Here is a 19,900-nt window from a genome sequence, read left to right as displayed (position 1 = left end):
GTGCCCCTGTGACATTCACCCACGGGAATTCAGGGAGTACGCGGCGCAGTCTCAGCGGCTGGGGGCGCACGGCGCCGACGGTCGCCGAAGTGCTGCGGACACCAGATGTGGAGGTGATCGCCGAGCGGGTGCGGACCGCGGGGCCGCGCGGGGTGATCGCGCGGGGACTTGGCCGCAGCTATGGGGATCCGGCGCAGAACGGCGGCGGGCTGGTGGTCGACATGACCGCGCTCGACCGGATCCACCGGATCGATCCGGGCAGCGGGATCGTCGAGGTGGACGCAGGCGTCAGCCTGGACACGCTCATGCGGCGCGCGCTGCCGTTCGGGCTGTGGATTCCGGTACTGCCGGGGACGCGGCAGGTGACGGTCGGCGGGGCGATCGCCTCGGACATCCACGGCAAGAACCACCATTCGCAGGGCAGTTTCGGCAATCACGTGGTCTCGATGGACCTGCTCACCGCGGACGGAACGGTGCGGACGCTGACGCCGGAAGGCGAAGGGGCCGAGCTGTTCTGGGCGACGGTCGGCGGGATGGGGTTGACCGGGATCATCATCGGCGCGCGAGTCCGGTTGAAGCACACCGAGACCGCGTACTTCCTCGTCGACAACGATCGCACCCGCGATCTCGACGGGACGATGGAACTGCTGACCGGCGGCACCGACGACGGCTACGACTACTCGATGTCGGTGCCCGACACCATCTCCACGGGTGCGAGGCTGGGCCGGGCCGGATTCAGCCGCGGATCGCTGGCCACGGTCGATCAACTCCCGGCGAGACTGCGCGACCGCCCTTTGCATTTCGACGCGCCGCAACTGTTCACGGTGCCCGACATCTTCCCGAACGGGATGGTCAACAGCGTGACGACCAGAATCGCGGCCGAGGCGGCGCATCGGCTGTTTCCGCGACGCGCGCGCGGACGGATCCAGAACTTGACGCAGTTCTATCACCCGCTGGATCTGCTCGGGGAATGGAACCGCGCCTATGGGCGGCGCGGGTTCCTGCAGTACCAGTTCTCGATGCCGTTCGGCGCCGAGCGACAGCTCGCCGACGCGGTGCGCGCGATCGCCGAATCCGGGCACCACTCGTTCCTCAACGTGTTCAAGCGCATGGGCGCGAGCAATCCGGCACCGCTGTCGTGGACGCACCCCGGGTACATGCTGAGCCTGGACTTCCCGATAATCGACGGCCTCGACCGCTTCTGTGTGGCACTCGACGAACGGGTGCTCGCGGCGGGTGGGCGGCTGTATTTCGCGAAGGATTCCCGGACCACGCCCGCGATGATCACGGCGATGTACCCGCGCCTGGACGAGTGGCGTCGGGTGCGCGACGAGGTCGATCCGGAGCGGGTGTTCGCCTCGGATCTGTCGCGGCGGCTGCGCCTGATCGCCGGATAGTCAGCCCGCGAGGCGAATGCGCAGGGTTTCGTAGGTGGGGATGAAGACCTTGCGGCGGTAGCGGCGTTCGACGATCTGCCAGGGGCGGCCGTCGGCGGTGAGGGCGGCCAGCAGGGCGGTGAGTTCGGAGTGCACGAGCTGGGCGCCCAGGCACAGGTGGCGGCCGCCGCCGAACCAGAGTTGGCGGGTCTCCGGGACGTAGTCGCGCGAGATGGCGAAGTCGCCGACCGCGTTGTTGATGGTCCAGGTGAGGATCTTGACGTGTTCGCCCGCGCGCAGATCACGATCGGCGACGCGCACATCGGCGGTGACCGAGCGGCCGACCAGATAGGCGGGGCTGGTGACCCGCAGGGTCTCGCGTACCGCGTCGGGCAGCCGGTCCGGCGCGGCGAGCAGGGCGCGATGTTCGCCGGTGTCGTGCATGATCGCGACCATCCTGGTCATCGCGCTGGCGAGGGTGTCGGTGCCCGCCACCGCCATCAGGATCGCCAGCCCGGCCGCGTGCTCGACCGCGAGACCGAGTTCCCGGCAGCGCCCCAGCGTGGTGTCGGGATCGGCGCGCGCGTAGGCCGCGGGGACATTGACGGCGAGCCGGGTGGCCAGTTCGCGGGCGCGCGCCACCGCGACGGGGTCGAGGGTGGTTGACGCCATGGTGCCGAAACCGAGGTTGACGAGTTCCTCGACGTGGTGGAACAGCCGCAGGAACAGCGCGTCCTGATCGTCGGTGTGATCGCCGCCGATGGCCGCGGCGATGTCGGCGGGACGCATGCCGACCAGGTCCGACACGCTGCGCCCGACCAGGATCTGGGCCCGGGCGGCGATGTCGACGGTCTCGCCCGCCGCGAGCCGTTCGCGCAGGTCACGCAGGTCGGGGCCGATCACACGCTCGACCAGGGCATCGGTGTGAGTGAGGGTGAACAGGTCACGCACCTTGGCGCGCAATTCGGTGTGGCCGGGCCCCTCGAACAGGTCTTCGACCCAGTCGCCGATGACCTGCGCCCACCAGTGCCCCGCCGCGCCCTCGGAGACGATGCTGAAGTGCGTGCTGTCGTTGTAGATCTGGCGCGCGACCAGCGGATCTGCCACGAACCAGCCCAGTTTGGGGACCTTGCGGATCGGCCGCGCGACCCGCCCGAGCAGCAGAAGTCCCGGCAACCACGGTTGACCTGCGGCGAGTAGGGTGAGTTCATGACGTCGGGCAGCACTCCACACCCCGGCACAATCTAGTTGACCTGGCCCGATTAGTGAAGGTCTGTGACTAGGATCGGCGGGATGCGCGGATGGCGGACTGAGCATCCCGCGATATCCGGAAGTGACTGAGTATGAGATCGACTATCGAAGCCGTCGGGGCGTACCTGCCCAGCCGCGAGGTGACCACGGCCGAACTGATGGGTCAGCTGGCCGTGGACGCGCCGCTGGATCTGGAGAAGGTCAGCGGGGTGCGGGCGCGGCGGGTGCGCGGCGTCGACGAGGACTCGTTCACCATCGCGCTGGCCGCCGCCAGGAGCGCGCTGGCCAACTCCCGCTACGAGCCCGCCGACCTGGATGTGATCATCTCCTGCTCGATCACCCGCACCCGCGGCGCGGATTTCTGCCTCGAGCCCTCGTTCGCGCTGATGCTGCGCACCACGCTCGGCGCCACCCGCGCCATCCACTTCGACGTCTCCAACGCCTGCGCGGGGATGATGACCGGCGTCCTGCTGCTCGACCGGATGATCCGTTCCGGCGCGGTGCGGCGCGGTCTCGTGGTCTCGGGCGAGTGCATCACGCCGATCTCCGACACCGCGGTGCGCGAGATCTCGCAGAAGTACGACCCGCAGTTCGCCTCGCTCACCGTCGGTGACGCGGGCGCCGCGGTGGTACTCGACGGCACCGACGGACCCGGCCTCGACTATGTGGAACTCAACACCAGCGCGGCCTTCGCGAAACTGTGCCTCGGCATGCCGAGCGACCAGGGCCCGGGCGTCGCGCTCTACACCGACAACCGCGCGATGCACAACGAGTCGCGCTATCTGCTGTGGACCTCGCGGCAGCAGGAATTCCTCGCCGCTCGCGGTTCCCGCTTCTCCGACGAGGGCTACGACTACCTCATCCACCACCAGTTCAGCGGTCCCGCGGTGGAATTGATCGACAAGATCGCCGAGCGCGAGTTCGACTCGGCGATGCCGCCCAAGCTGGCGGTTCTGGACAGATACGGCAACACCGCCTCCACCTCACACTTCGTGGTGCTGCACGACGCATTGGCGCGCGGCGTGCTCGCGCCGGGCTCGCGCGTACTGCTGGTTCCGGCGGCCTCCGGGGTGGTCGCCGGGTTCTTGTCGGTGACAATCGGCGATCTTCGGGTATAGGACAGTATGGGAATCATCATTTCTTCGGCCGTCACGCACACCGGCGGAGTCAGCTCGGTGGGACAGGCGGCCGGTGCCGCGCGTGACGCGTTGACCGGTGCGGGCTGTCCGCCCGAGCAGGTCGACGCCCTGATCAATGTCGGTGTGTACCGCGACGCGAACCTCGTCGAACCGGCCGTGGCCGCGCTCATCCAGCAGGCCGCCGGGATCGGCCTCGACTATCGGCCCGGCGATGTGCCGTGCCTGTCGTTCGACCTGATGAACGGGGCGTGCGGGCTGGTGAACGCCGTCGGCGTCGCCGCCTCGCTACTGGCCGATCTCCCCGCCGGACACGTCGTCGTGGTCTCCGGTGACGCGCATCCGTCGAACCGGGACGACGCGGAGTTCGCGTTCGAGCCCGTCGGCGCGGCGCTGGTCCTGGAGAACTCGGCGGACGCGGTTGGGTTCGGTGGCGTGCACGTGAGCGCCGGTGACACGCTGCCCGATCCGCAGGGGTACGTCACCCTGTCGGACATGGGTGCCGAGGGCCGATCCGCGCTGACGGTCGAACTCGCCACCAGCACCGCCGAACTGGTCGAGCACGCCGCCACCGCGGGCCGCGAAGCCCTCGCGGCCGACGACCTCGACCCCACGCGCGCGGTGCTGGTGTGCGGCAAGCCGACCGAGGACTTCGCCACGGAACTGGCCGCCGAACTCGGCATCGCCGTCTTCGTCACCGACGAATTCACCGGCGACGCACACACTTCCGCGCTCACCGCCGCCTATGTCGCGGCACGCGATACCGGCCTGGCCGATCGCCCACTGCTGTTCGTCGCCGCCGACGGTGGACCCACCGCCGCCGCCGTGACCTACCGCGGGCCGGGTGTGGCATGACGGGGGCGCATCGACCGCCGCACGCCACACCGGCGCGCGAGGGCAGCGCGCGGGAGGCGTGGGCGGCCAGGATTCAACAGGGCGGGCAGCCCCGGCACAGCGTGTCCCCCGCACCGAGCCGATCGACTGTCCTTGCCCTGCGGTCGATTCCGATACTCGGCTGGGCCTTCCTGCTGCTCGGTGTCGTCCGCCCGTTCCGGTCGAAGCCGCTGCGTGCGATCTTCTGGATCGACGCGTTCCTGAGCATCGTGGTGCACGCGGCACAGATCCCGGTCGCCCGCCGCGAGGCCGCCAAGCGTGGGATCGGACCCGGCCGGACCGCCGTGATGACGATGGTGTTCGGCGCGACCTGGTGGAAGACGCTGGGCGAGGACGAGCGGTGAATTCGGGTCGGCTCGGTGCAGGATCGTGGGTGCCACGCACCGCGCGGTCGGCCGGGTGCTCTCGCGGGTCGTGGTGACGCGATGACGGTTCTGGTGACCGGGGCGAGCGGGTTCGTCGGCGGCGCGGTGGTGCGGGCGCTGGCGGACCAGGGTGTGCCTGTGCGAGCGATGGTGCGTGATCCCGCCTCGGCACCACAGGGCGTCGAGGTGGCGGTGGCCGACCTCGGCGATGCGGCCGCGCTGGCCCGGGCGGTGTCCGGGGTGCGCGCGGTCGTGCACTCGGCGGCTCTGCTCGGTGAATTCGGTAGGCCCGCGGAGTTTTTCGCGGTCAATGTGGCCGGTACCGATCGGCTGATGCAGGAGGCCGCGGCGGCCGGGGTCGAGCGGTTCGTGTTCCTCGGGAGTCCGAGCGCGCTGATGGCGCCCGATGGTGGCGATCAGATCGGGATCGACGAGACGGTGCCCTATCCCTCGCGCTTCCTCAACAGCTATTGCGAAACCAAAGCCGTCGCCGAGCAATTGGTGCTCGCGGCCGACGCGCCGGGATTCACGACGTGTTCGTTGCGGCCCCGAGCCGTGTGGGGGCCGGGTGATCGGCGGGGACCGATCGTGCAGATCCTGGCGAAGTTGCGGGCGGGGCGCTTGCCCGACCTGTCCGGCGGGCGGGATGTGCGGGCCTCGCTGTGTTACATCGACCATCTGGTCCAGGCGGTCGGGCTCGCGTTGACCGCCGAGAATGTCGGCGGGCGAGCATATTTCGTCGCCGACGCGGACCCGATCCCGGTGTGGCCGACCTTGAACGCGGTGGCGCGACGGTTCGGGTTGGCCGAACCCAGCCTCACGGTGCCCGCACCGGTGCTCGGTGGCGCGCTGGCGACGATCGAGACACTGTGGCGGATACCGGCGGTCGCGCAGCGGTGGACGCCGCCGCTGTCGCGGTACGCGGTCGCACTGGTCACCCGGTCGGCGACCTACGACATCACCCGTGCCGAACGCGAACTCGGCTATCGGCCCGAGGTCCTGTTCGAGACCGGGCTCGAGGCCTTCCACAGCTGGGTCGACGAGGCCGGTGGGCTGGACCGACTGCTGGAGGATCTGTGAACAGCGGCCACTCCGTCACCGAGGGCAGCGTGCCCGCCGCACACCACGGGCCAGCGATCGCCTCGCACCGTCGGTCTCCGACATCGGCGGCGGCGCCTGCGTCGGCGTCGGGCCGGCCCGTCATCGACGTGGAGGCGCGATGACCGGCGCACTGTGGGTCGTGATTCCGGCCTTCGACGAAGCGCGTGGCATCGGTGCGACGCTGGCTGCCCTTGCCACACAACGCGATACCGACTTCACCATCGTGGTGGTCGACAACAACTCGTCGGACGACACCGTCGACGTCGTGCGCGCTTTCGCCGCGGCGCATCCGGTGCCGCCGATCGAGGTGATCACCGAAAAGCAGAAGGGCACCGGGGCCGCCGCCGACACCGGGATGCGGCACGCCATCGCGCAGGGCGCGACCTGGGTGGCGCGCACCGACGCGGACTGTCTGCCCACGCCGGATTGGACCCAGCGGATCAAGGCGGGCTTCGATTCGGGTCTGCGCCTGGTGAGCGGGCAGTTGATTCCGCGGACCGACGAAGGGGTTTCGTGGCTCGATCGCACCATCATCCGGGTCGCGCTGGAGGTGGCGTCGACCTTCGGGAAGGTGCGCTCGGGCAATCGGGATCCGAAGTATCTCGGGCCCTATGTGATGACGCCGGGTTGCAACATGGCGATCACCGCCGAACTGTATCTCGCCGCAGGGGGTTTCCCGCGGACCGCGATCGAGGACCTGCACGAGGACCGTGCGCTGGTCAACGCGGTACGCACGATCACCACCGACTACGGGTTGCGCCGCGATGTGCGGGTGTACGGGTCGAATCGCCGGGTCCGCGCCTGGGGCATCCGCAAGACACTGGCCTGGTACGCCGATCACCGGTACCGGCCCGAGGTGGTCGATATCCGGTGAGTTCGCCACTACCGTTGCCACTGGCGCCAACCGCCTTGCCCAGGTCGGTACCGAGGGTGACCGCCGAGCCACCCGGATGATCGCGGCCACCATCACCACCATCCCGCCGATGGCGATTCGCGACTGTCGTGGCGGTGACCACACAGCCGGCCGGATCGCCGACTTCCGAGGAGTCAGCCGATGAGCCCCGATTTCCTGGATCGCCTCGCCGCACAGGCCGACCGCATTCCGGACGCCTCGGCTCTCGGGACGGTCGGCAAGCGCGCGCTCACCTATCGCGAACTGGTCGACACGATCGGGCGGGTCGCGCACAACCTCGGCCAGGCGGGATTCCGGCCGGGCGATCGAATGCTGTTCTCGATCCGGCCCAGCGTGTCGTCGGTGACCTTGATCTTCGGGGTGATCGCGGTGGGCGGGACGATCGTCTTCGTCGATCCCGGAGTCGGTCCCGAGTTGTTCGCGAAGCGGATCGGCTTGGTCGAACCCGCCTGGGCGGCAACAGAATCGCTGCTCTACACCGTGAGCGGTCCCCTGGCGGCCTTCGGTCGCAGGCGCGGGCTGGCGCTGCCCCGTTTCGGCGCGCTCGACGTGCGCCACATCCACAGCGGAGTGTGGCTGCCGGGCACACCGTTCGGTTCGACTCCGCTGCGCCGGATCACCGGCGACGCCCCCCAGACCACTCCGCCACCCGCCGATCCCGACGCCGCGGCACTGATCGTGTTCACCTCCGGCACCACCGACGAGCCGAAAGCCGTTGTGCACACCCGTGCTTCGCTCAGCGCCGGCCTCACCGCGATGGGCGGCCGGACCAGCCTCGTCCCCGGCGCCTTCCTGCACACCGAGCAGCTCATGATGGGGCTGCCCGCGCTCATGGCGGGCGCGCGCTGGGCGATGCCACGGTATCCACGCTTCGGCACCCACATCGACCCCGTCCGGTTCACCCGCAACCTGCGCAGCGCAACCCACGCCTTCTACACCCCCGCCGATCTCGCCGTCGCCCTCGACGCACTCGAGTCCGGCGCGATCCCCCCGCCCCCACATCTGCGCCAGGTCGCACTCGGCGGCGCACCGGTCACCACCGCACTCCTGCGCCGAGCCCGGAAATCATTGCCCGACACCGAGTTCCTCGCCATCTACGGAATGACCGAGATCCTGCCGGTGGCCGTCGCCACCGACGCCGCGAAACTAGCCCACGACGGCGACCTGCTCGGCACCCCCGTGCGCGGAGTCGTGGCCCGCATCGCCGACGACGGCGAACTCGTCCTCGCCGGCCCGAACCTCTGCCGCGGCTACCTCGGCGCCGACCCGCTCACCGAGATCGCCACCGGCGACCTGGCCCGCTGGGACGACAGCCAGTTGGTCCTCACCGGCCGCAAAAAAGACATGATGATCCGCGGCAAGACCAACATCTACCCCGGCCTCTACGAACCGGTGATCACCGCCATCGACGGCGTCCGCGAAGCGATCATGGTCGGCATCCCCGACGAGATCGGCGACGAACGCATCATCCTCGCCGTAGTCGCCGACCCCGACGCGGGCGATGTCGCCGCCCGGTTGCGCACCCGCCTCCCCCAGCTCATCGACACCACCGCCCTCCCCGACGAAATAGTCGTCCTCGACCACATCCCGGTCACCGGCCGCACCAACAAACCCGACCGCACCGCCCTCCGCGAACTCCTCGCCCGGCGCGGATAGGCACGGCACGGTACTGGACACGCGATCACCAGGCTCTCAGGTAAGTGTCGGCCGAGAGGCGAACGCCACCAGAGCCTGGTGATCGACCGTCCAGGCCGACTGATGCCGAGGTGAACGCTCAGCGGGGCGCGCCCGTGTTCAACGGAAGGCTGCGCGTCAGGGGAACGATGGTGTGGTCGGCCAGGGCTTCGATGGTGGAGTGGTCGAGCATGGTGTCGACGTAGCAGAAGGTGATCGACAGGGTTTTGTCGAGAGTGGCTACGGCGACGGTGAGGGCGCTGGCGCAAGAGTTGGTTCCGGCGACGGTGACGGCTGAGATGTGGAGGGGCTCTGGGGTTTCGGGTGGGGTCAGGCGGCCGAGGTTGCTCAGGGTGACGTTCCAAGGGGCGCGGCGGTCGATGAGTTCGATGGTGCGCCTGCCGGATTCGAGGGTGCGGGGGCAGCCGTAGCGGATCGCGGCCAGGGAGGCGAGATCGGCGTTGCGGTTCAGGCGTTGGGAGAGTCGGTCTTTCGCTGTTCGGGCAGCGTCCCAAAGTGACTTTTCGGGTCCGTAGGGGACGAAGGTGGGAACGACGGCGGTGAACATGCCGGGTTCGTCATCGTCGGGCGCGGGGTGTAGTCGCGAGCGCACGTCCACGGGGATGCCGATACCGGCGACACCGGAGCGGTGCGGGCGGGCGAGGTCGCCGAGGGCACCCGCCAGTGCAGCGGCGAGGGCGGCATTGACGGTGACCTTTTCGCGTTGGCATCGTTCCCGCAAGGCAGCGAGCCGATCGCCGTCGATGGTGCGAATCACCGTGCGGGTACGGCGAATCGGGAGCGGCGGCGGTGTGCCGGGAAGACTGGTGGCGCGCCGGGCGACGGCGGTGAGCTGCCCCGCGAAATTCGCGCGCAGACAGCGAAGCATGCCGGTGTGCGCGGGCGGGATCAGATCGTCGGGAGCGGGAATCGGCGGGCGCGACATCGCCGGCGGTTCGGCACCGAAAGCGTAGGCGAGGATTCGCCATCCGAGGGACGCCATCGAGCGACCATCAAGCAGGACGTGGGACAGCACCAGGATCAGGTCGTGGTATTCCTCGGAAGTGCCTGGGCGCCAAGCGAGATCGATGAGACGCCCCGATGCCGTCGACAGGTCGATCGGAGTGGCGAGCTGGTCGTCGAGAACGGTGCGCCACTCATCGGGATCGGTGACGATGCGGTGCAGAACCGGAAGGTGCGGATCAGCCGACGTCACGAAGCTCGGTCCCTCGGCCACCGTCGCGCGCAGCAGCGGAAACTCCGCGACCACCGCCGCCGCGGCCGCCTCCAACCGATACGCCCCGATCGCCCCACGCACCCGCAACCGCACCACACAGTTGGCGGGCGAGAGCTGATCGATGAGCCAGAACCACCGCTCCGCCGCCGACAACGGTCGCACGACCTCTTCACCCATGGCCCGAGCGTAGGCCCGACGGCCGCGAGGCTCCTGTCATCCGCATCTTTCCTGCCGCTTACTACGTGCGTATTATGGACCTCATGGGTTTCGAGTGGCCTGATTGGGCGATCGCTCACCTGATCGGCATCGAACCCAGCGAGGTTCGGCAGGTCCTCGCAGCGTCACGACGGTGGCCACGCCCGGCCTTCGACGGCCAGGTGTCCGTCCTGACGGTGTGGGGGCGCACCACGGCGGGCCGCCCGCTGATCGTGGTCACACGACAGCGCGAGGACTGGACGTGGGTGATCATCGGCGCACGCACGATGCGCGCCGAGGAACTGGCGCGATTCGAGCAGTGGGAAAGTGAGACCCGATCATGAGCGATCTTCCGTCCAGCAAAGAAGAACTCGCCGACTTCATGGATCGACTGAGCTTCTCCGACACCCCCACCGACCCCCCACCACGCCTGCCCGCCAACGAAGACATCATGGTGACCACGTCGATCCGCCTCCCCTTGGGCCTGCACTCCCGCCTCAAGGAACTGGCCGACGAACGCCGCATCGGCGTCTCCACCCTGCTGCGCGAATGGGCCGAAGCGGCCGTCGCCGAGATCGACGACGAGGATCAGATGATCTCGCTGGCCGAGGCCAAGCGCGCCCTATCTCGAGTCCACCCGATCCATCGGGCGAGCTGAACGGCTGCTCATCCCGCAAGGGTCCCGACCGCCCACAGCGAACCGACCGGGCAGCCTGAGTGACGATCTGCCGATGAGGTCAGTGTCGATCTGCCGCACGCCTGTCTCCCGCCTCGCCCGGTGAAGACCTTGGTGGTCAGGTTACCTGTGCGATGACTGCCAAGATGGCGAAAGCCCAGCTCAGTACCCGGCAGATTTCGAATGAAGTCCCGGCAGATTTCGATTAGCCTGGTCGAAAGCGTGGAGTCCTGCGGGCCGTGCGGCGTTCGTCGACCTCTGGCCCTTGTCGATGACCGAGCGAACACGCAGTGGCGAGGACTTTCTGCACACCCGACTCGGAAAGCCACAGGAACTTCTCGGCGTCACCTCCTCCTGGACCAGGGATCAGTACCTGGAACTGGTCGTCACCGGCAGTTTCCCGGAAGTCGTCGGTATGGCGAACCAGAATTCGCGGCGGCGGTGGTTCGCCGGCTATCTGCGGACCATCATCGAACGAGATATCCGGGAGTTCGCCGATATCCGGCATGCACAGGCGCTCCCTCGACTTACGTCGATGATCGCCGCACGGGCAGGCAGTTCGTTCATCGCGTCCGATGTCGGGAACGGCCTCTCGCTGAGCGGCGAGACCGTCAGCAATTACCTGCGGTACCTGGAAACCGTCTTCCTCGTGGCGAGCGCTCCGGCATGGTCGACCAATCTTGTGTCCCGGCTCACCAAAGCCCCCAAAGTATTTCTCACCGACTCAGGCCTGGCCGCCAACCTCGGCAATACCGATGCGGATTCACTTCGTCGCCCGGGCCAGCGCGCCCTGGGCTCGCTCGTCGAGACCTTCGTCTTCGCCGAGTTGCTGAAGTTGAAGAGCCTGACCTGCGACGCCTTCGAGATCATGCATTACCGCGATCGCGACGGCCGGGAAGTCGATTTCATCCTGGAAACCCCCGACGGCCGCATCTACGCCATCGAAGTCAAAGCCTCCGCCTCGCCGCATTCCGACGACGCCCGCCATCTCACCTGGCTGCGCGACAAGCTCGGCTCCCGCTTCACCGCCGGAATCGTCCTCCACCTCGGCGCCAAGGGACTCTCCTACGGCGACCGCATCTTGTCGCTGCCGCTCTCGGCGCTGTGGGGTCATGCGACGGTGCCCAACGAGGAGGGGTGAAGACTCACATCTCCGTGAGTGCGGCGGCGATCACCTTGCCTGTGTGTTCCTTGGTCAGGTAGTTGAGAGCGCTGTGCGGCTCAGCGCCGTTGTCGACGACGGTGCGGGTCGGCAGGACTCCGGTGCTGGAGGGCAGGAACAGAGGTGCCAAGTCGAGGGTGGTGGCGATGATGTCGTCGCGGTCGGCGAGGTTGTCCCAGGTGATGAGGGTGGGTGGGACCGTGGGTGGGGCTGGCTCGAGGCGGGGGTAGATGATCGATTGGAGCCCGAGTGGGGAACCGGCGGTGAGCAGGGCTACAGGGTGGTCGACGCGGTGCAGGGCTTCGTAGGCGACGACGGAGCCGAGCGAGTGGGCGATGACCAGACGGGTTTCGGGACCGATGCGGTCGAGAACTTGCTGCTGGGCGAACTCTCGGACGGCGGGATCGGTGAAGTACTTGGTGACCTGGCCGAGGGCTCGGACGACGAACCGGGCGGCGAGGTTGAATCCGGTGGGGGCGAACCAGCTCAGGCGGGTCAGGGCGTTGACCGCGGGGCGCAGTGCGGTGCCGATGCCCTGCGCCTGGGCGGAGTGGTCGGTGAGGATGTCGAGTTGGCGGCGGGCTTCGATGCGGTCGTCGTGGTCGGGAGCGCGGTCGGCGGCGGCTCGCAGCCAGATCTCGGCGAGCTCTTCGGCGAAATCGAGCTCGGACGAGTCCAGCGATGCCGACTCACCACCACCCTGGGCGCCTTCGGCGAGAAAGGCATTGCCGTAGAAGGCCATCCGCGAATCGACCGATCCGGGCTGCTTGTCGCGCCACAACTTGTCGGCAAGGTCGGGGTGCCCGGCCAGCCGAACGGCACCGGCCATCGCGGGTAGCCAACGACTCTCCAGCAGGTCGGCGGAATACTGCTCCTGCGCGATGCCGTGGACGAGAACGATGTCGGACAAGTCGACCCCCTGAGTGTGTGGGTGGTGCGCGTCGATTGTGCCCGCGCGGACGGCCTTGCGCCATGTGGTTGCTGTGTGAAAACCAGACTGGCAGCAATGTTTTCGGGTGAGCTGCGGCGGCAAAGCGAGGTGCGCGCTAAGTTCGGGGAATGGGCGGACGGTTGGCGCTGGTGGTGGCGTCGCAATGCGATGAACTACCAGGTATCCGAGACATCGACACGCTCGCACGGGACCTGCTCGACGAGCTCAGTACCCGAGGCGGCTGGGCATCGGTGACCGCCGACGGCGCACCACTGATCAACCCCGACCACACCGACCTTCGCACCGCGATCTCCGATGCCTTCACCACCGCTAAACAGCAACAGGCCACGCTGCTGCTCAGCTTCCTCGGCCACGGCCATCACGATGCTGCCGTACACCGGTTCTATCTGCTGGCCAAGGACTCCCCGGAAATCGCCGACGGGGATCGCGCCATCGACCTCGGCTACCGCATCCAGACCGAGCTCAACCGCAAGGACAAGGGCAAGCTGGACGGGCTCGTCGTGATCGTGGATGCGTGCGCTTCGGGCCGGGCCGTCGACGTCGCCGCGAACGAGTGGTTCGGCGTGATCCCCCGCAATGCCGCGCGGCTCGAGTTGCTCACGGCCTCCGCCGACGAAAGCCCCGCCTACGATGCCTGTTTCACCCGGACGATCATCAAGACACTGCGGACCGGCGACCCGGCCGGTGCCAGCCAGATCTCCGTCGATTCACTGCGCGCGCCGATCGCGAAGGGGTGCGCGAAGCAGGACCCCGGGCACCTGAGTCTCACCAGGTCAGGCGCCGCGCGGGCCCTGCGCGGCGGTGACCCGAGCCTGTGGTTGGTGCCGAATCGAGCCCTCGCGGATTGCCTGACCGGGCGACCCTCGGCCGAACTCGTCGACCAGCTGACCAGAGACCTGCGCTCGACACCCGACATCTCGCGCTGCCTCGCCGAACTCGTCACACACTTTCCGCCACGATTGCGGTTGGCGGTCGGTCCCTCGGGATCGGGGAAGTCCGCGATCATGGGAATGCTGGTGCGCGCATGCGAGCCGGAAATCATCCCGCGCAAATACATTCGCGCTGCGGTATTCCTCGATGCCGCGAGCAGCCCGCTGTCGGTCGCCGAGGAGTTGGCCGCCCAGCTCACCAATACCCTGCCCGGTTTCGCCGAGGCTGCCGAGCACACCGCGGCCACACTCACCGAGGAGCAGTTGCGCACGCTCGGCGCACTCGACCGCCTCGTGCTCGTGCCATTCGCCCTGGTGGAGACCACGCGCCCGGTCCACATCATCATTGATGGGCTCGACCAACCGGACCGAGGTAACCGGGACGCGCTTGTTGCCGCACTCGGCGCGATGACCAGCGACGACACGGTGGGCGATCTGTGCGTGATCGCCGGTGTTCGCCGCGGCACCGGCGTCGAGGACGATCCGCATCTGACACATGGCGTGCAGATCGCCGTCGAATTGCCCTCAGCCAGAGCGATTGTCGATGCCACAGTCTCCTTTCGAGATGGATTATCGGAGGCCGATGTCGACACCACCACTATCCCGGATACCACGATTTCCGGAGGATGGTTGATCTCGCGACTACTCACCGAGGTTTCCCAGCTCCCGGACAACTGGTCGAGTGCCACCGAGTCGACGCTTTCCGACGCGGTCGGACAACGCATCGCCGACGCGTCGTCTCCTGCCACAGGCGAGCAGCACACGAGTACGTCCGCCACCCAGGTCGACCAACTGCTGGCAATCCTGACCGCCGTCGGCGTAGGCCCCGCCCTGCCCTTCGAGCTGTGCCGCCGCGCCCTCACCAAACTCGGCACCACATTGTCGGAAGCCGAACTACGCGACCTCATCGCATCACTGGGCGTCCTCATCACCCGATCTGCCGCAAGCACCCCCAACGAACGAATCGGCCTCGCCCACTTGGCTTTCACCGACCCGATCCAGCACCACCTGGAAACCGACATTCGCGCAGCCCACCTCGCCATCGCCGAAAACCTCGATCCTGACGACCCCCAACAGTTCCTGGACTACCGGGCCAAGTCCGGTGCCCGCCACCTCGCCCTCGGCGGCCGATCCAGCGAAGCGTTGAAGTTGGTCGACTCGCTCGACAGTGATCGGCCCGCCGACAACCTCGCACGCTGGACGGCCCTCCTGCCGGAAATCGCACCGACTGCCCACTCAGAAGTACTAACCACCCGCAACAACATCGCCTCCTGGCTCGGCGAAACCGGGGAACCCACCGCAGCACTCGCCGCCTTCCGCCAACTCCTGCCCGACTACGAACGCATCCTCGGACCCGACCACCCCGCTACCCTGGCCACCCGCCACAACATCGCTGGCTGGCTCGGCGAAACTGGGGAACCCACCGCAGCACTCGCCGCCTTCCGCCAACTCCTGACCGACTACGAACGCATCCTCGGACCCGACCACCCCAACACCCTGACCACCCGCCAGTGGATCGCGCACCTCGAAGAGGACCTCGGGTAGTTGGGTGTCGATCGCGGACGTTGTACGGCTGTCGGGCGGCGCGTTGTCGGCTGCGGCACCATTCAGAGAAGTCGGCTGTGCGCGACCGCTGGATCGTTGCTGTCACGGCAAGCGGTACGGTCGGGCTCGTCTGTGACGACTAGGAGGTGACCCTGATCGCAGTGCCTCCGGACGAACCGCAGCGCATCACCGACGAGGAGTTTCTCGCTGCTGAGCCCGACGTGCTCGGCAGCACCTTGGGTCGCTTCGAGATCATCGGCGGGCTCGTGGTGGGTGCGGTGGGCCAGAGAGAGGCGCACAGCCGGGTGGTGCGTCGCCTGGCAGCCGTACTCGAAGACGCACGTGATCCCACCGGGCCCTGCCTGCGGATCGGCTCCGACGTGGCGGTGCGATTCGCCGATGCAGAGGACAGAGCTGCCGACCGCAGACTCAATGTCCGGTACCCGGACGTCTTCGTGCGCGACTGCGAACCCTACGACGTCAATACCGTTCGTGACCACATCACGCTGGTCGCCGAAGTCGCCTCGCGTGAGACCGTCGACAGTGACACCGGTGTGAAATACCAGCTCTACGCCCGCGCTGGCATCCCGGTCTATCTGATCGTGCACTTCGACAAGAGTTGGGAGCTCATCGACCGGATCGAGGAGTATCGGCTCGACTGGTCCGGGATGCGGTACATGCCGCACCGAGTTCACCGTACGGCGTTGGTTCTGGATACTCCGGTCACGTTGGCGATCACCCTCGACGCGTTGCATCGTCCCTAGCTGCCGACACGTTCCTGACTGTCGGCGGCACCATCGGCATAGCGCGAGTCCACCACGCGCAGAACGCACACGGTGCAGGTGATTCCCGGTGCGTTCGCCAGTCGCGAGTCCGTGGTGAGCAACCCGCAGCCATATGGCTCCGCTGCTGCGACGTACGCCGCGTCGTAGGCGGTCAGGTTGTCGCGGAGGTCCCAGATTCCGGGAACGCGAGTGACAGGGACTTCTGGATCGAGCTTTCCGGGGCGGTGACGGCTCGGGCGGCTTGCTCGAGTGTGATGGTTCCTGCTCAGGTGAAGCGGCAGATCACCGAGAGGACTTCGATGGTCCAGTGCTGGGGTATGCAAAATCCGCACTGGTGGAGATGTTTTGGTGCTGAACACTCGTCTGCGGACTCGGCCCGCGCTAGGTTCTGGGGATGGGTGGGAGGCTGGCGCTGGTGGTCGCGTCGCAGTGTGACGAACTTCCGGAGATCAGGAACATCGCGGGGTTGGCTCGTCAGCTGCTGGGTGAGCTGTGCGAGAACGGCGGGTGGGCGTCGGTGAGCGATGGGGGCGGGCCACTGGTGAATCCGGGGCACGCACAATTACGGTCAGCGGTCGCGGAGGCGTTCGCGACCGCTGCCGCACGGCAGGCCACGCTGCTCATCGGATTCATCGGGCACGGTGTCCATGACGACGCGGCCGGTGCCTACTATCTGCTGGCGCGTGATTCACCCGAATTGCCCATGGCTGGAACGGCACTCGATCTCGGACACGAGATCAAAGAGGGACTCAACCTGCGGGGGCGCGGGAAGCTCGACGGGCTCATCGTGATGGTGGACGCCTGCGCCTCGGGACGGGCGATCACCCGGGCCGGCCAGCAGTGGCTGAGCGTGATCCCCCGCAACGCCGCGCGAATGGAGTTGCTGACGGCCTCCGCCGACGAGAGCACCGCCTTCGACGCCTGCTTCACCCGCACGGTCGTCAAGACACTGCGCACCGGCGACCCGGCCGGGAAGAGCCACATCTTTGTCGACACATTGAAGACGCCGATCGCGGCGGGCTGCCGGAAACAGGAGCCCGGCCACATGAGCCTGACGATGTCGGGCGCGGCGCTGGCCACCCGGGGCGGCGATCCAGGCCTGTGGCTGGTACCGAACTGGGCCAGGGCCGATGCGGTGACTGGGCGGCCCTCCGCGGCGCTGATCGATCAACTGACCCGAGATCTGTTCCTCACCAGCGAGATCCGCCGCTGTATCCAGCAGCTCGTCGCCGGCCCGCACCGCTTGCGGATGGCGATCGGACCAGCAGGGTCCGGCAAGTCGGCGATCATGGGAATGCTGGTGCGCGCGACCGTCCGTCGAACAATTCCGGCGGAATTCATCTGCGCCGCAGTGTTTCTCGATGCGGCGAGCAGTCCGGAATCAGTGGCCGAGGAGCTCACCACCCAGCTCTCCCGGACCCTGCCCGGATTCGCCGAAGCCGCGGCGGCCACAGCGCGCTCGCTGACTCCTGATCAGCAACGCTCGCTGGGCGCACTCGACCGCCTGGTCACGCTCCCTCTGACGACGATGTCGACCGACGAGCCCTTCCACCTCATCGTCGACGGTCTCGACCAGCCCGACATCGGCAATCGGGAGGCACTGATCACCGCCATCTCGGCGATGACCCGCAACGACGCACTACCCGACCTGTGCGTCATCGCCGGAGTACGCCGAGGCACCGGCGTCGAGGACGATCCACGACTGGCGCACGGTAGGGCCGTGATGGTGGAGCTGCCATCGGTGCGGACGGTGATCGACGCCGTCGTCGAACTGCGAGCAGACCTGCCGGCGAACACCTTCGGAGAATCGATCCGGTCGGACGCGCCGATGGTGAGCGGGTGGCTGATCGCCCGGCTGCTCACCGAGGTCTCCCAGCCGCCCGCCGACTGGTCGACCAGCGGCGATTCCATCCTGGCGCAGGCCGTCCGGCAACGGATCGACGACGCGGCCGCGCGATCCGAGCACAGCACGGGCTCGCAGAGCGAACACCTCGATCAACTCCTCGCACTGCTCGCTGCCGCGGGTGTCGGACCGGTACTACCCGTCGAGATCGCCCGCAATGCCCTCGCGGCACTCGGGACGGACCTGTCGACACCGGGTCTGCGCGACCTCGTCACCTCGCTGGGGGCACTCGTCGCCCGTGCGGCGCCGAGCACCGACTACGAGCGAATCGGGTTGGCGCACTGGGCATTCGCCGCGCCGATCATCGAACACATCGATACCGGCATCGAGACGGCGCACCTGGCCGTCGCCGACAGCTTGTCCGCGACGGAAACCGCGCGAATGCCGGCGTATCGGGCGAAAGCGGGCGCCCGCCATCTGGCACTCGGTGGCCGCACAACCGAGGCCGTGTCCTTGCTCGACTCGCTGGAGAGCAGCCGCCCGGCCGACAACGTCGCACGATGGCGCGCCCTGTTGCCGGAACTGCTGGCCGTGATCGGCGCGCACCACCCCGACACTCTCCTGGCGCGCCACCGGATCTCCTACTGGCGGGGCGAGTCGGGCGAAGTGTCCGGCGCGCTGACCGGTTTCCGGCAGCTGGTGGCCGACCAGACCCGTGTGCTGGGCAAACACCATCGCGACACCCTGCGCACCCGCCACGACATCGCCACCTGCCGGAGCAGAACCGGCGACGTCATCGGCGCACTGGCCTCCTTCGAACGACTCCTGGCCGATCAATCCCGTGAACTGGGCGAACACGATCGCGACACCCTGCGGACCCGGCACAGCGTCTCCTACTACCGCGGTGAATGCGGTGACATCACCGGCGCGTACACCGCGGCCGAACAGCTCCTCGCCGATCTGCGCCACCTGGTGGGTCCCGACCACCCCGACACCCTCGCGGTGCGCCATCACCTCGCGACCCGCCTCGGCCAATCCGGGGACGTCACGGGCGCCTGCGCCGCCCTCGAGAGCCTGCGCGCCGACCAGACCCGCGTCCTCGGCGCCGAACACCCCAACGTGCTACGCACCCGGAACAACATCGCGAGCTGGCGCGGCGGATCAGGTGACCTCGACAGCGCGATCGCCGACTCCGAGAGCCTGCTCGTCGATCAGATCCGAGTCCTCGGAACCGACCACCCGGACGTCCTGCGCACCCGCTACAACATCGCGACCTGGCGAGCCCGATCCGGCGAAACCGCCGCAGCACTCGATGCCTTCGAACAGCTACTCCCCGAACAGGTCCGAGCCCTCGGCCCCGACCACCCGGCCACTCTCGCCACCCGCACCAGCATCGCCCGCAGTCGCGGTGAAACCAGCGACCCAGCGGACACGCCAATCACCTACGACCAGCTACTCCCCGACCCCGAACGCTTTCTCCGCCCCAGCCATTCCACCGCCGACCACCGCTCGATCGGCGACCCGAAGGCCGTCATCGATCCGCAGTGAACGAGCGAGAACACAGGGCATTGTCACGGGTGCCGGGTTCCCCGATGCCTATCGCGACGATGGCAGATACCCGGGGCGCAGTTCGGGTCAGCGGCCTGGGGGGAGGTGGGGAGCCAACGATTCCGCGATTTCCGTCAGGGTGGCGCAGGTCTGTGTCATGGGCGGTGGAACGAACCCGCGCATTCTGATCTGGATCTCGGTGCTGCCGACCCGGCGGCCGTGTTGCACACCGAACGGGGTGTCGAAGGCCAGCAGGCAGGAGTACCAACTGCCGGATCCCAGCGGACGGACCGCGTGCGACCGCGGAGAACCGAACGG

16 protein-coding genes are annotated in these 19,900 nt (G+C 67.9%); 13 read left to right on the top strand and 3 right to left on the bottom strand.

Annotated features, from left to right (window positions below; translation table 11 throughout):
* The first annotated feature begins 8 nt into the window (after nt 1–8).
* Nucleotides 9–1,397 carry an FAD-binding protein gene (locus ACFVVM_RS18335; protein ID WP_387619386.1) on the top strand — a complete coding sequence of 463 codons (1,389 nt, stop codon included), beginning with the start codon at nt 9–11 and terminating at the stop codon, nt 1,395–1,397.
* Here the strand turns inward: ACFVVM_RS18335 and ACFVVM_RS18330 are convergent, their stop codons facing one another.
* A complete protein-coding gene (locus ACFVVM_RS18330; RefSeq protein ID WP_387619384.1) occupies nt 1,398–2,552 on the bottom strand; it encodes a cytochrome P450 in 1,155 nt (384 codons plus the stop codon).
* Nucleotides 2,553–2,719: 167 nt separating this feature from the next.
* On the opposite strand from ACFVVM_RS18330, the gene ACFVVM_RS18325 reads away from it, so the two are divergent.
* The 6 genes from ACFVVM_RS18325 to ACFVVM_RS18300 all read left to right on the top strand — a co-directional run bounded on the left by ACFVVM_RS18325 (nt 2,720) and on the right by ACFVVM_RS18300 (nt 8,692).
* The gene (locus tag ACFVVM_RS18325) at nt 2,720–3,745 is read left to right on the top strand and encodes a 3-oxoacyl-ACP synthase III family protein (protein ID WP_387619381.1); all 1,026 of its coding nucleotides are present in this window, start codon (nt 2,720–2,722) and stop codon (nt 3,743–3,745) included.
* 6 nt (nt 3,746–3,751) lie between these two features.
* Nucleotides 3,752–4,618, top strand: coding sequence for a hypothetical protein (locus ACFVVM_RS18320; protein ID WP_387619379.1), 867 nt, complete (start codon nt 3,752–3,754; stop codon nt 4,616–4,618).
* Nucleotides 4,615–5,001, top strand: a complete 387-nt coding sequence (locus ACFVVM_RS18315; protein ID WP_387619376.1) for a hypothetical protein — start codon at nt 4,615–4,617, stop codon at nt 4,999–5,001. Before ACFVVM_RS18320 ends, ACFVVM_RS18315 begins: the two co-directional genes overlap by 4 nt.
* Nucleotides 5,002–5,082: 81 nt before the next feature.
* Nucleotides 5,083–6,102 carry an NAD-dependent epimerase/dehydratase family protein gene (locus tag ACFVVM_RS18310; protein WP_387619374.1) on the top strand — a complete coding sequence of 340 codons (1,020 nt, stop codon included), beginning with the start codon at nt 5,083–5,085 and terminating at the stop codon, nt 6,100–6,102.
* A gap of 139 nt (nt 6,103–6,241) precedes the next feature.
* Nucleotides 6,242–6,997, top strand: coding sequence for a glycosyltransferase (locus tag ACFVVM_RS18305; RefSeq protein WP_387619371.1), 756 nt, complete (start codon nt 6,242–6,244; stop codon nt 6,995–6,997).
* A gap of 180 nt (nt 6,998–7,177) precedes the next feature.
* Complete coding sequence (locus tag ACFVVM_RS18300) at nt 7,178–8,692, top strand: class I adenylate-forming enzyme family protein (RefSeq protein ID WP_387619368.1); 1,515 nt, start codon at nt 7,178–7,180, stop codon at nt 8,690–8,692.
* A gap of 118 nt (nt 8,693–8,810) precedes the next feature.
* Here the strand turns inward: ACFVVM_RS18300 and ACFVVM_RS18295 are convergent, their stop codons facing one another.
* Complete coding sequence (locus ACFVVM_RS18295; protein WP_387619366.1) at nt 8,811–10,124, bottom strand: hypothetical protein; 1,314 nt, start codon at nt 10,122–10,124, stop codon at nt 8,811–8,813.
* Between the two features lie 83 nt (nt 10,125–10,207).
* On the opposite strand from ACFVVM_RS18295, the gene ACFVVM_RS18290 reads away from it, so the two are divergent.
* The 3 genes from ACFVVM_RS18290 to ACFVVM_RS18280 all read left to right on the top strand — a co-directional run bounded on the left by ACFVVM_RS18290 (nt 10,208) and on the right by ACFVVM_RS18280 (nt 11,959).
* Nucleotides 10,208–10,486, top strand: a complete 279-nt coding sequence (locus tag ACFVVM_RS18290; RefSeq protein ID WP_387619363.1) for a hypothetical protein — start codon at nt 10,208–10,210, stop codon at nt 10,484–10,486.
* A complete protein-coding gene (locus ACFVVM_RS18285; protein WP_387619360.1) occupies nt 10,483–10,800 on the top strand; it encodes a hypothetical protein in 318 nt (105 codons plus the stop codon). The genes ACFVVM_RS18290 and ACFVVM_RS18285 overlap by 4 nt, the downstream gene beginning before the upstream one ends.
* 289 nt (nt 10,801–11,089) lie before the next feature.
* Nucleotides 11,090–11,959, top strand: a complete 870-nt coding sequence (locus ACFVVM_RS18280) for an ATP-binding protein (protein ID WP_387620848.1) — start codon at nt 11,090–11,092, stop codon at nt 11,957–11,959.
* A 4-nt stretch (nt 11,960–11,963) separates the two neighbouring features.
* On the opposite strand, the gene ACFVVM_RS18275 is transcribed toward ACFVVM_RS18280, so the two are convergent.
* A complete protein-coding gene (locus ACFVVM_RS18275) occupies nt 11,964–12,890 on the bottom strand; it encodes a hypothetical protein (RefSeq protein WP_387619357.1) in 927 nt (308 codons plus the stop codon).
* A gap of 149 nt (nt 12,891–13,039) precedes the next feature.
* Between ACFVVM_RS18275 and ACFVVM_RS18270 the strand changes: the two genes are divergently transcribed.
* The 3 genes from ACFVVM_RS18270 to ACFVVM_RS18260 all read left to right on the top strand — a co-directional run bounded on the left by ACFVVM_RS18270 (nt 13,040) and on the right by ACFVVM_RS18260 (nt 19,582).
* On the top strand, nt 13,040–15,406 hold the full coding sequence (locus ACFVVM_RS18270; RefSeq protein WP_387619354.1) for a tetratricopeptide repeat protein: 2,367 nt from the start codon (nt 13,040–13,042) through the stop codon (nt 15,404–15,406).
* A 161-nt stretch (nt 15,407–15,567) separates the two neighbouring features.
* The gene (locus tag ACFVVM_RS18265; RefSeq protein ID WP_387619352.1) at nt 15,568–16,170 is read left to right on the top strand and encodes a Uma2 family endonuclease; all 603 of its coding nucleotides are present in this window, start codon (nt 15,568–15,570) and stop codon (nt 16,168–16,170) included.
* Nucleotides 16,171–16,585: 415 nt separating this feature from the next.
* Entirely contained in the window at nt 16,586–19,582 is a 2,997-nt protein-coding gene (locus ACFVVM_RS18260; protein WP_387619349.1) for a tetratricopeptide repeat protein, read from the top strand.
* Nucleotides 19,583–19,900: the final 318 nt, after the last annotated feature.

Origin of the sequence: Nocardia sp. NPDC058176 (assembly GCF_042883805.1) — a bacterium.
In the GTDB taxonomy this organism is placed as follows: Bacteria; Actinomycetota; Actinomycetes; order Mycobacteriales; family Mycobacteriaceae; genus Nocardia.
Note: the sequence above shows the minus strand (reverse complement) of the source record. Positions and strands in the feature narration are given on the sequence as shown.

What these genes read in the sequence shown, in the direction of transcription:
- ACFVVM_RS18300 (WP_387619368.1), top strand. Translation starts at nt 7,178, where the DNA reads ATGAGCCCCGATTTCCTGGATCGCCTCGCCGCACAGGCCGACCGCATT.
- ACFVVM_RS18270 (WP_387619354.1), top strand. Translation starts at nt 13,040, where the DNA reads ATGGGCGGACGGTTGGCGCTGGTGGTGGCGTCGCAATGCGATGAACTA.
- ACFVVM_RS18280 (WP_387620848.1), top strand. Translation starts at nt 11,090, where the DNA reads ATGACCGAGCGAACACGCAGTGGCGAGGACTTTCTGCACACCCGACTC.
- ACFVVM_RS18285 (WP_387619360.1), top strand. Translation starts at nt 10,483, where the DNA reads ATGAGCGATCTTCCGTCCAGCAAAGAAGAACTCGCCGACTTCATGGAT.
- ACFVVM_RS18320 (WP_387619379.1), top strand. Translation starts at nt 3,752, where the DNA reads ATGGGAATCATCATTTCTTCGGCCGTCACGCACACCGGCGGAGTCAGC.
- ACFVVM_RS18295 (WP_387619366.1), bottom strand. Translation starts at nt 10,124, where the DNA reads ATGGGTGAAGAGGTCGTGCGACCGTTGTCGGCGGCGGAGCGGTGGTTC.
- ACFVVM_RS18260 (WP_387619349.1), top strand. Translation starts at nt 16,586, where the DNA reads ATGGGTGGGAGGCTGGCGCTGGTGGTCGCGTCGCAGTGTGACGAACTT.
- ACFVVM_RS18310 (WP_387619374.1), top strand. Translation starts at nt 5,083, where the DNA reads ATGACGGTTCTGGTGACCGGGGCGAGCGGGTTCGTCGGCGGCGCGGTG.
- ACFVVM_RS18315 (WP_387619376.1), top strand. Translation starts at nt 4,615, where the DNA reads ATGACGGGGGCGCATCGACCGCCGCACGCCACACCGGCGCGCGAGGGC.
- ACFVVM_RS18325 (WP_387619381.1), top strand. Translation starts at nt 2,720, where the DNA reads ATGAGATCGACTATCGAAGCCGTCGGGGCGTACCTGCCCAGCCGCGAG.
- ACFVVM_RS18290 (WP_387619363.1), top strand. Translation starts at nt 10,208, where the DNA reads ATGGGTTTCGAGTGGCCTGATTGGGCGATCGCTCACCTGATCGGCATC.
- ACFVVM_RS18305 (WP_387619371.1), top strand. Translation starts at nt 6,242, where the DNA reads ATGACCGGCGCACTGTGGGTCGTGATTCCGGCCTTCGACGAAGCGCGT.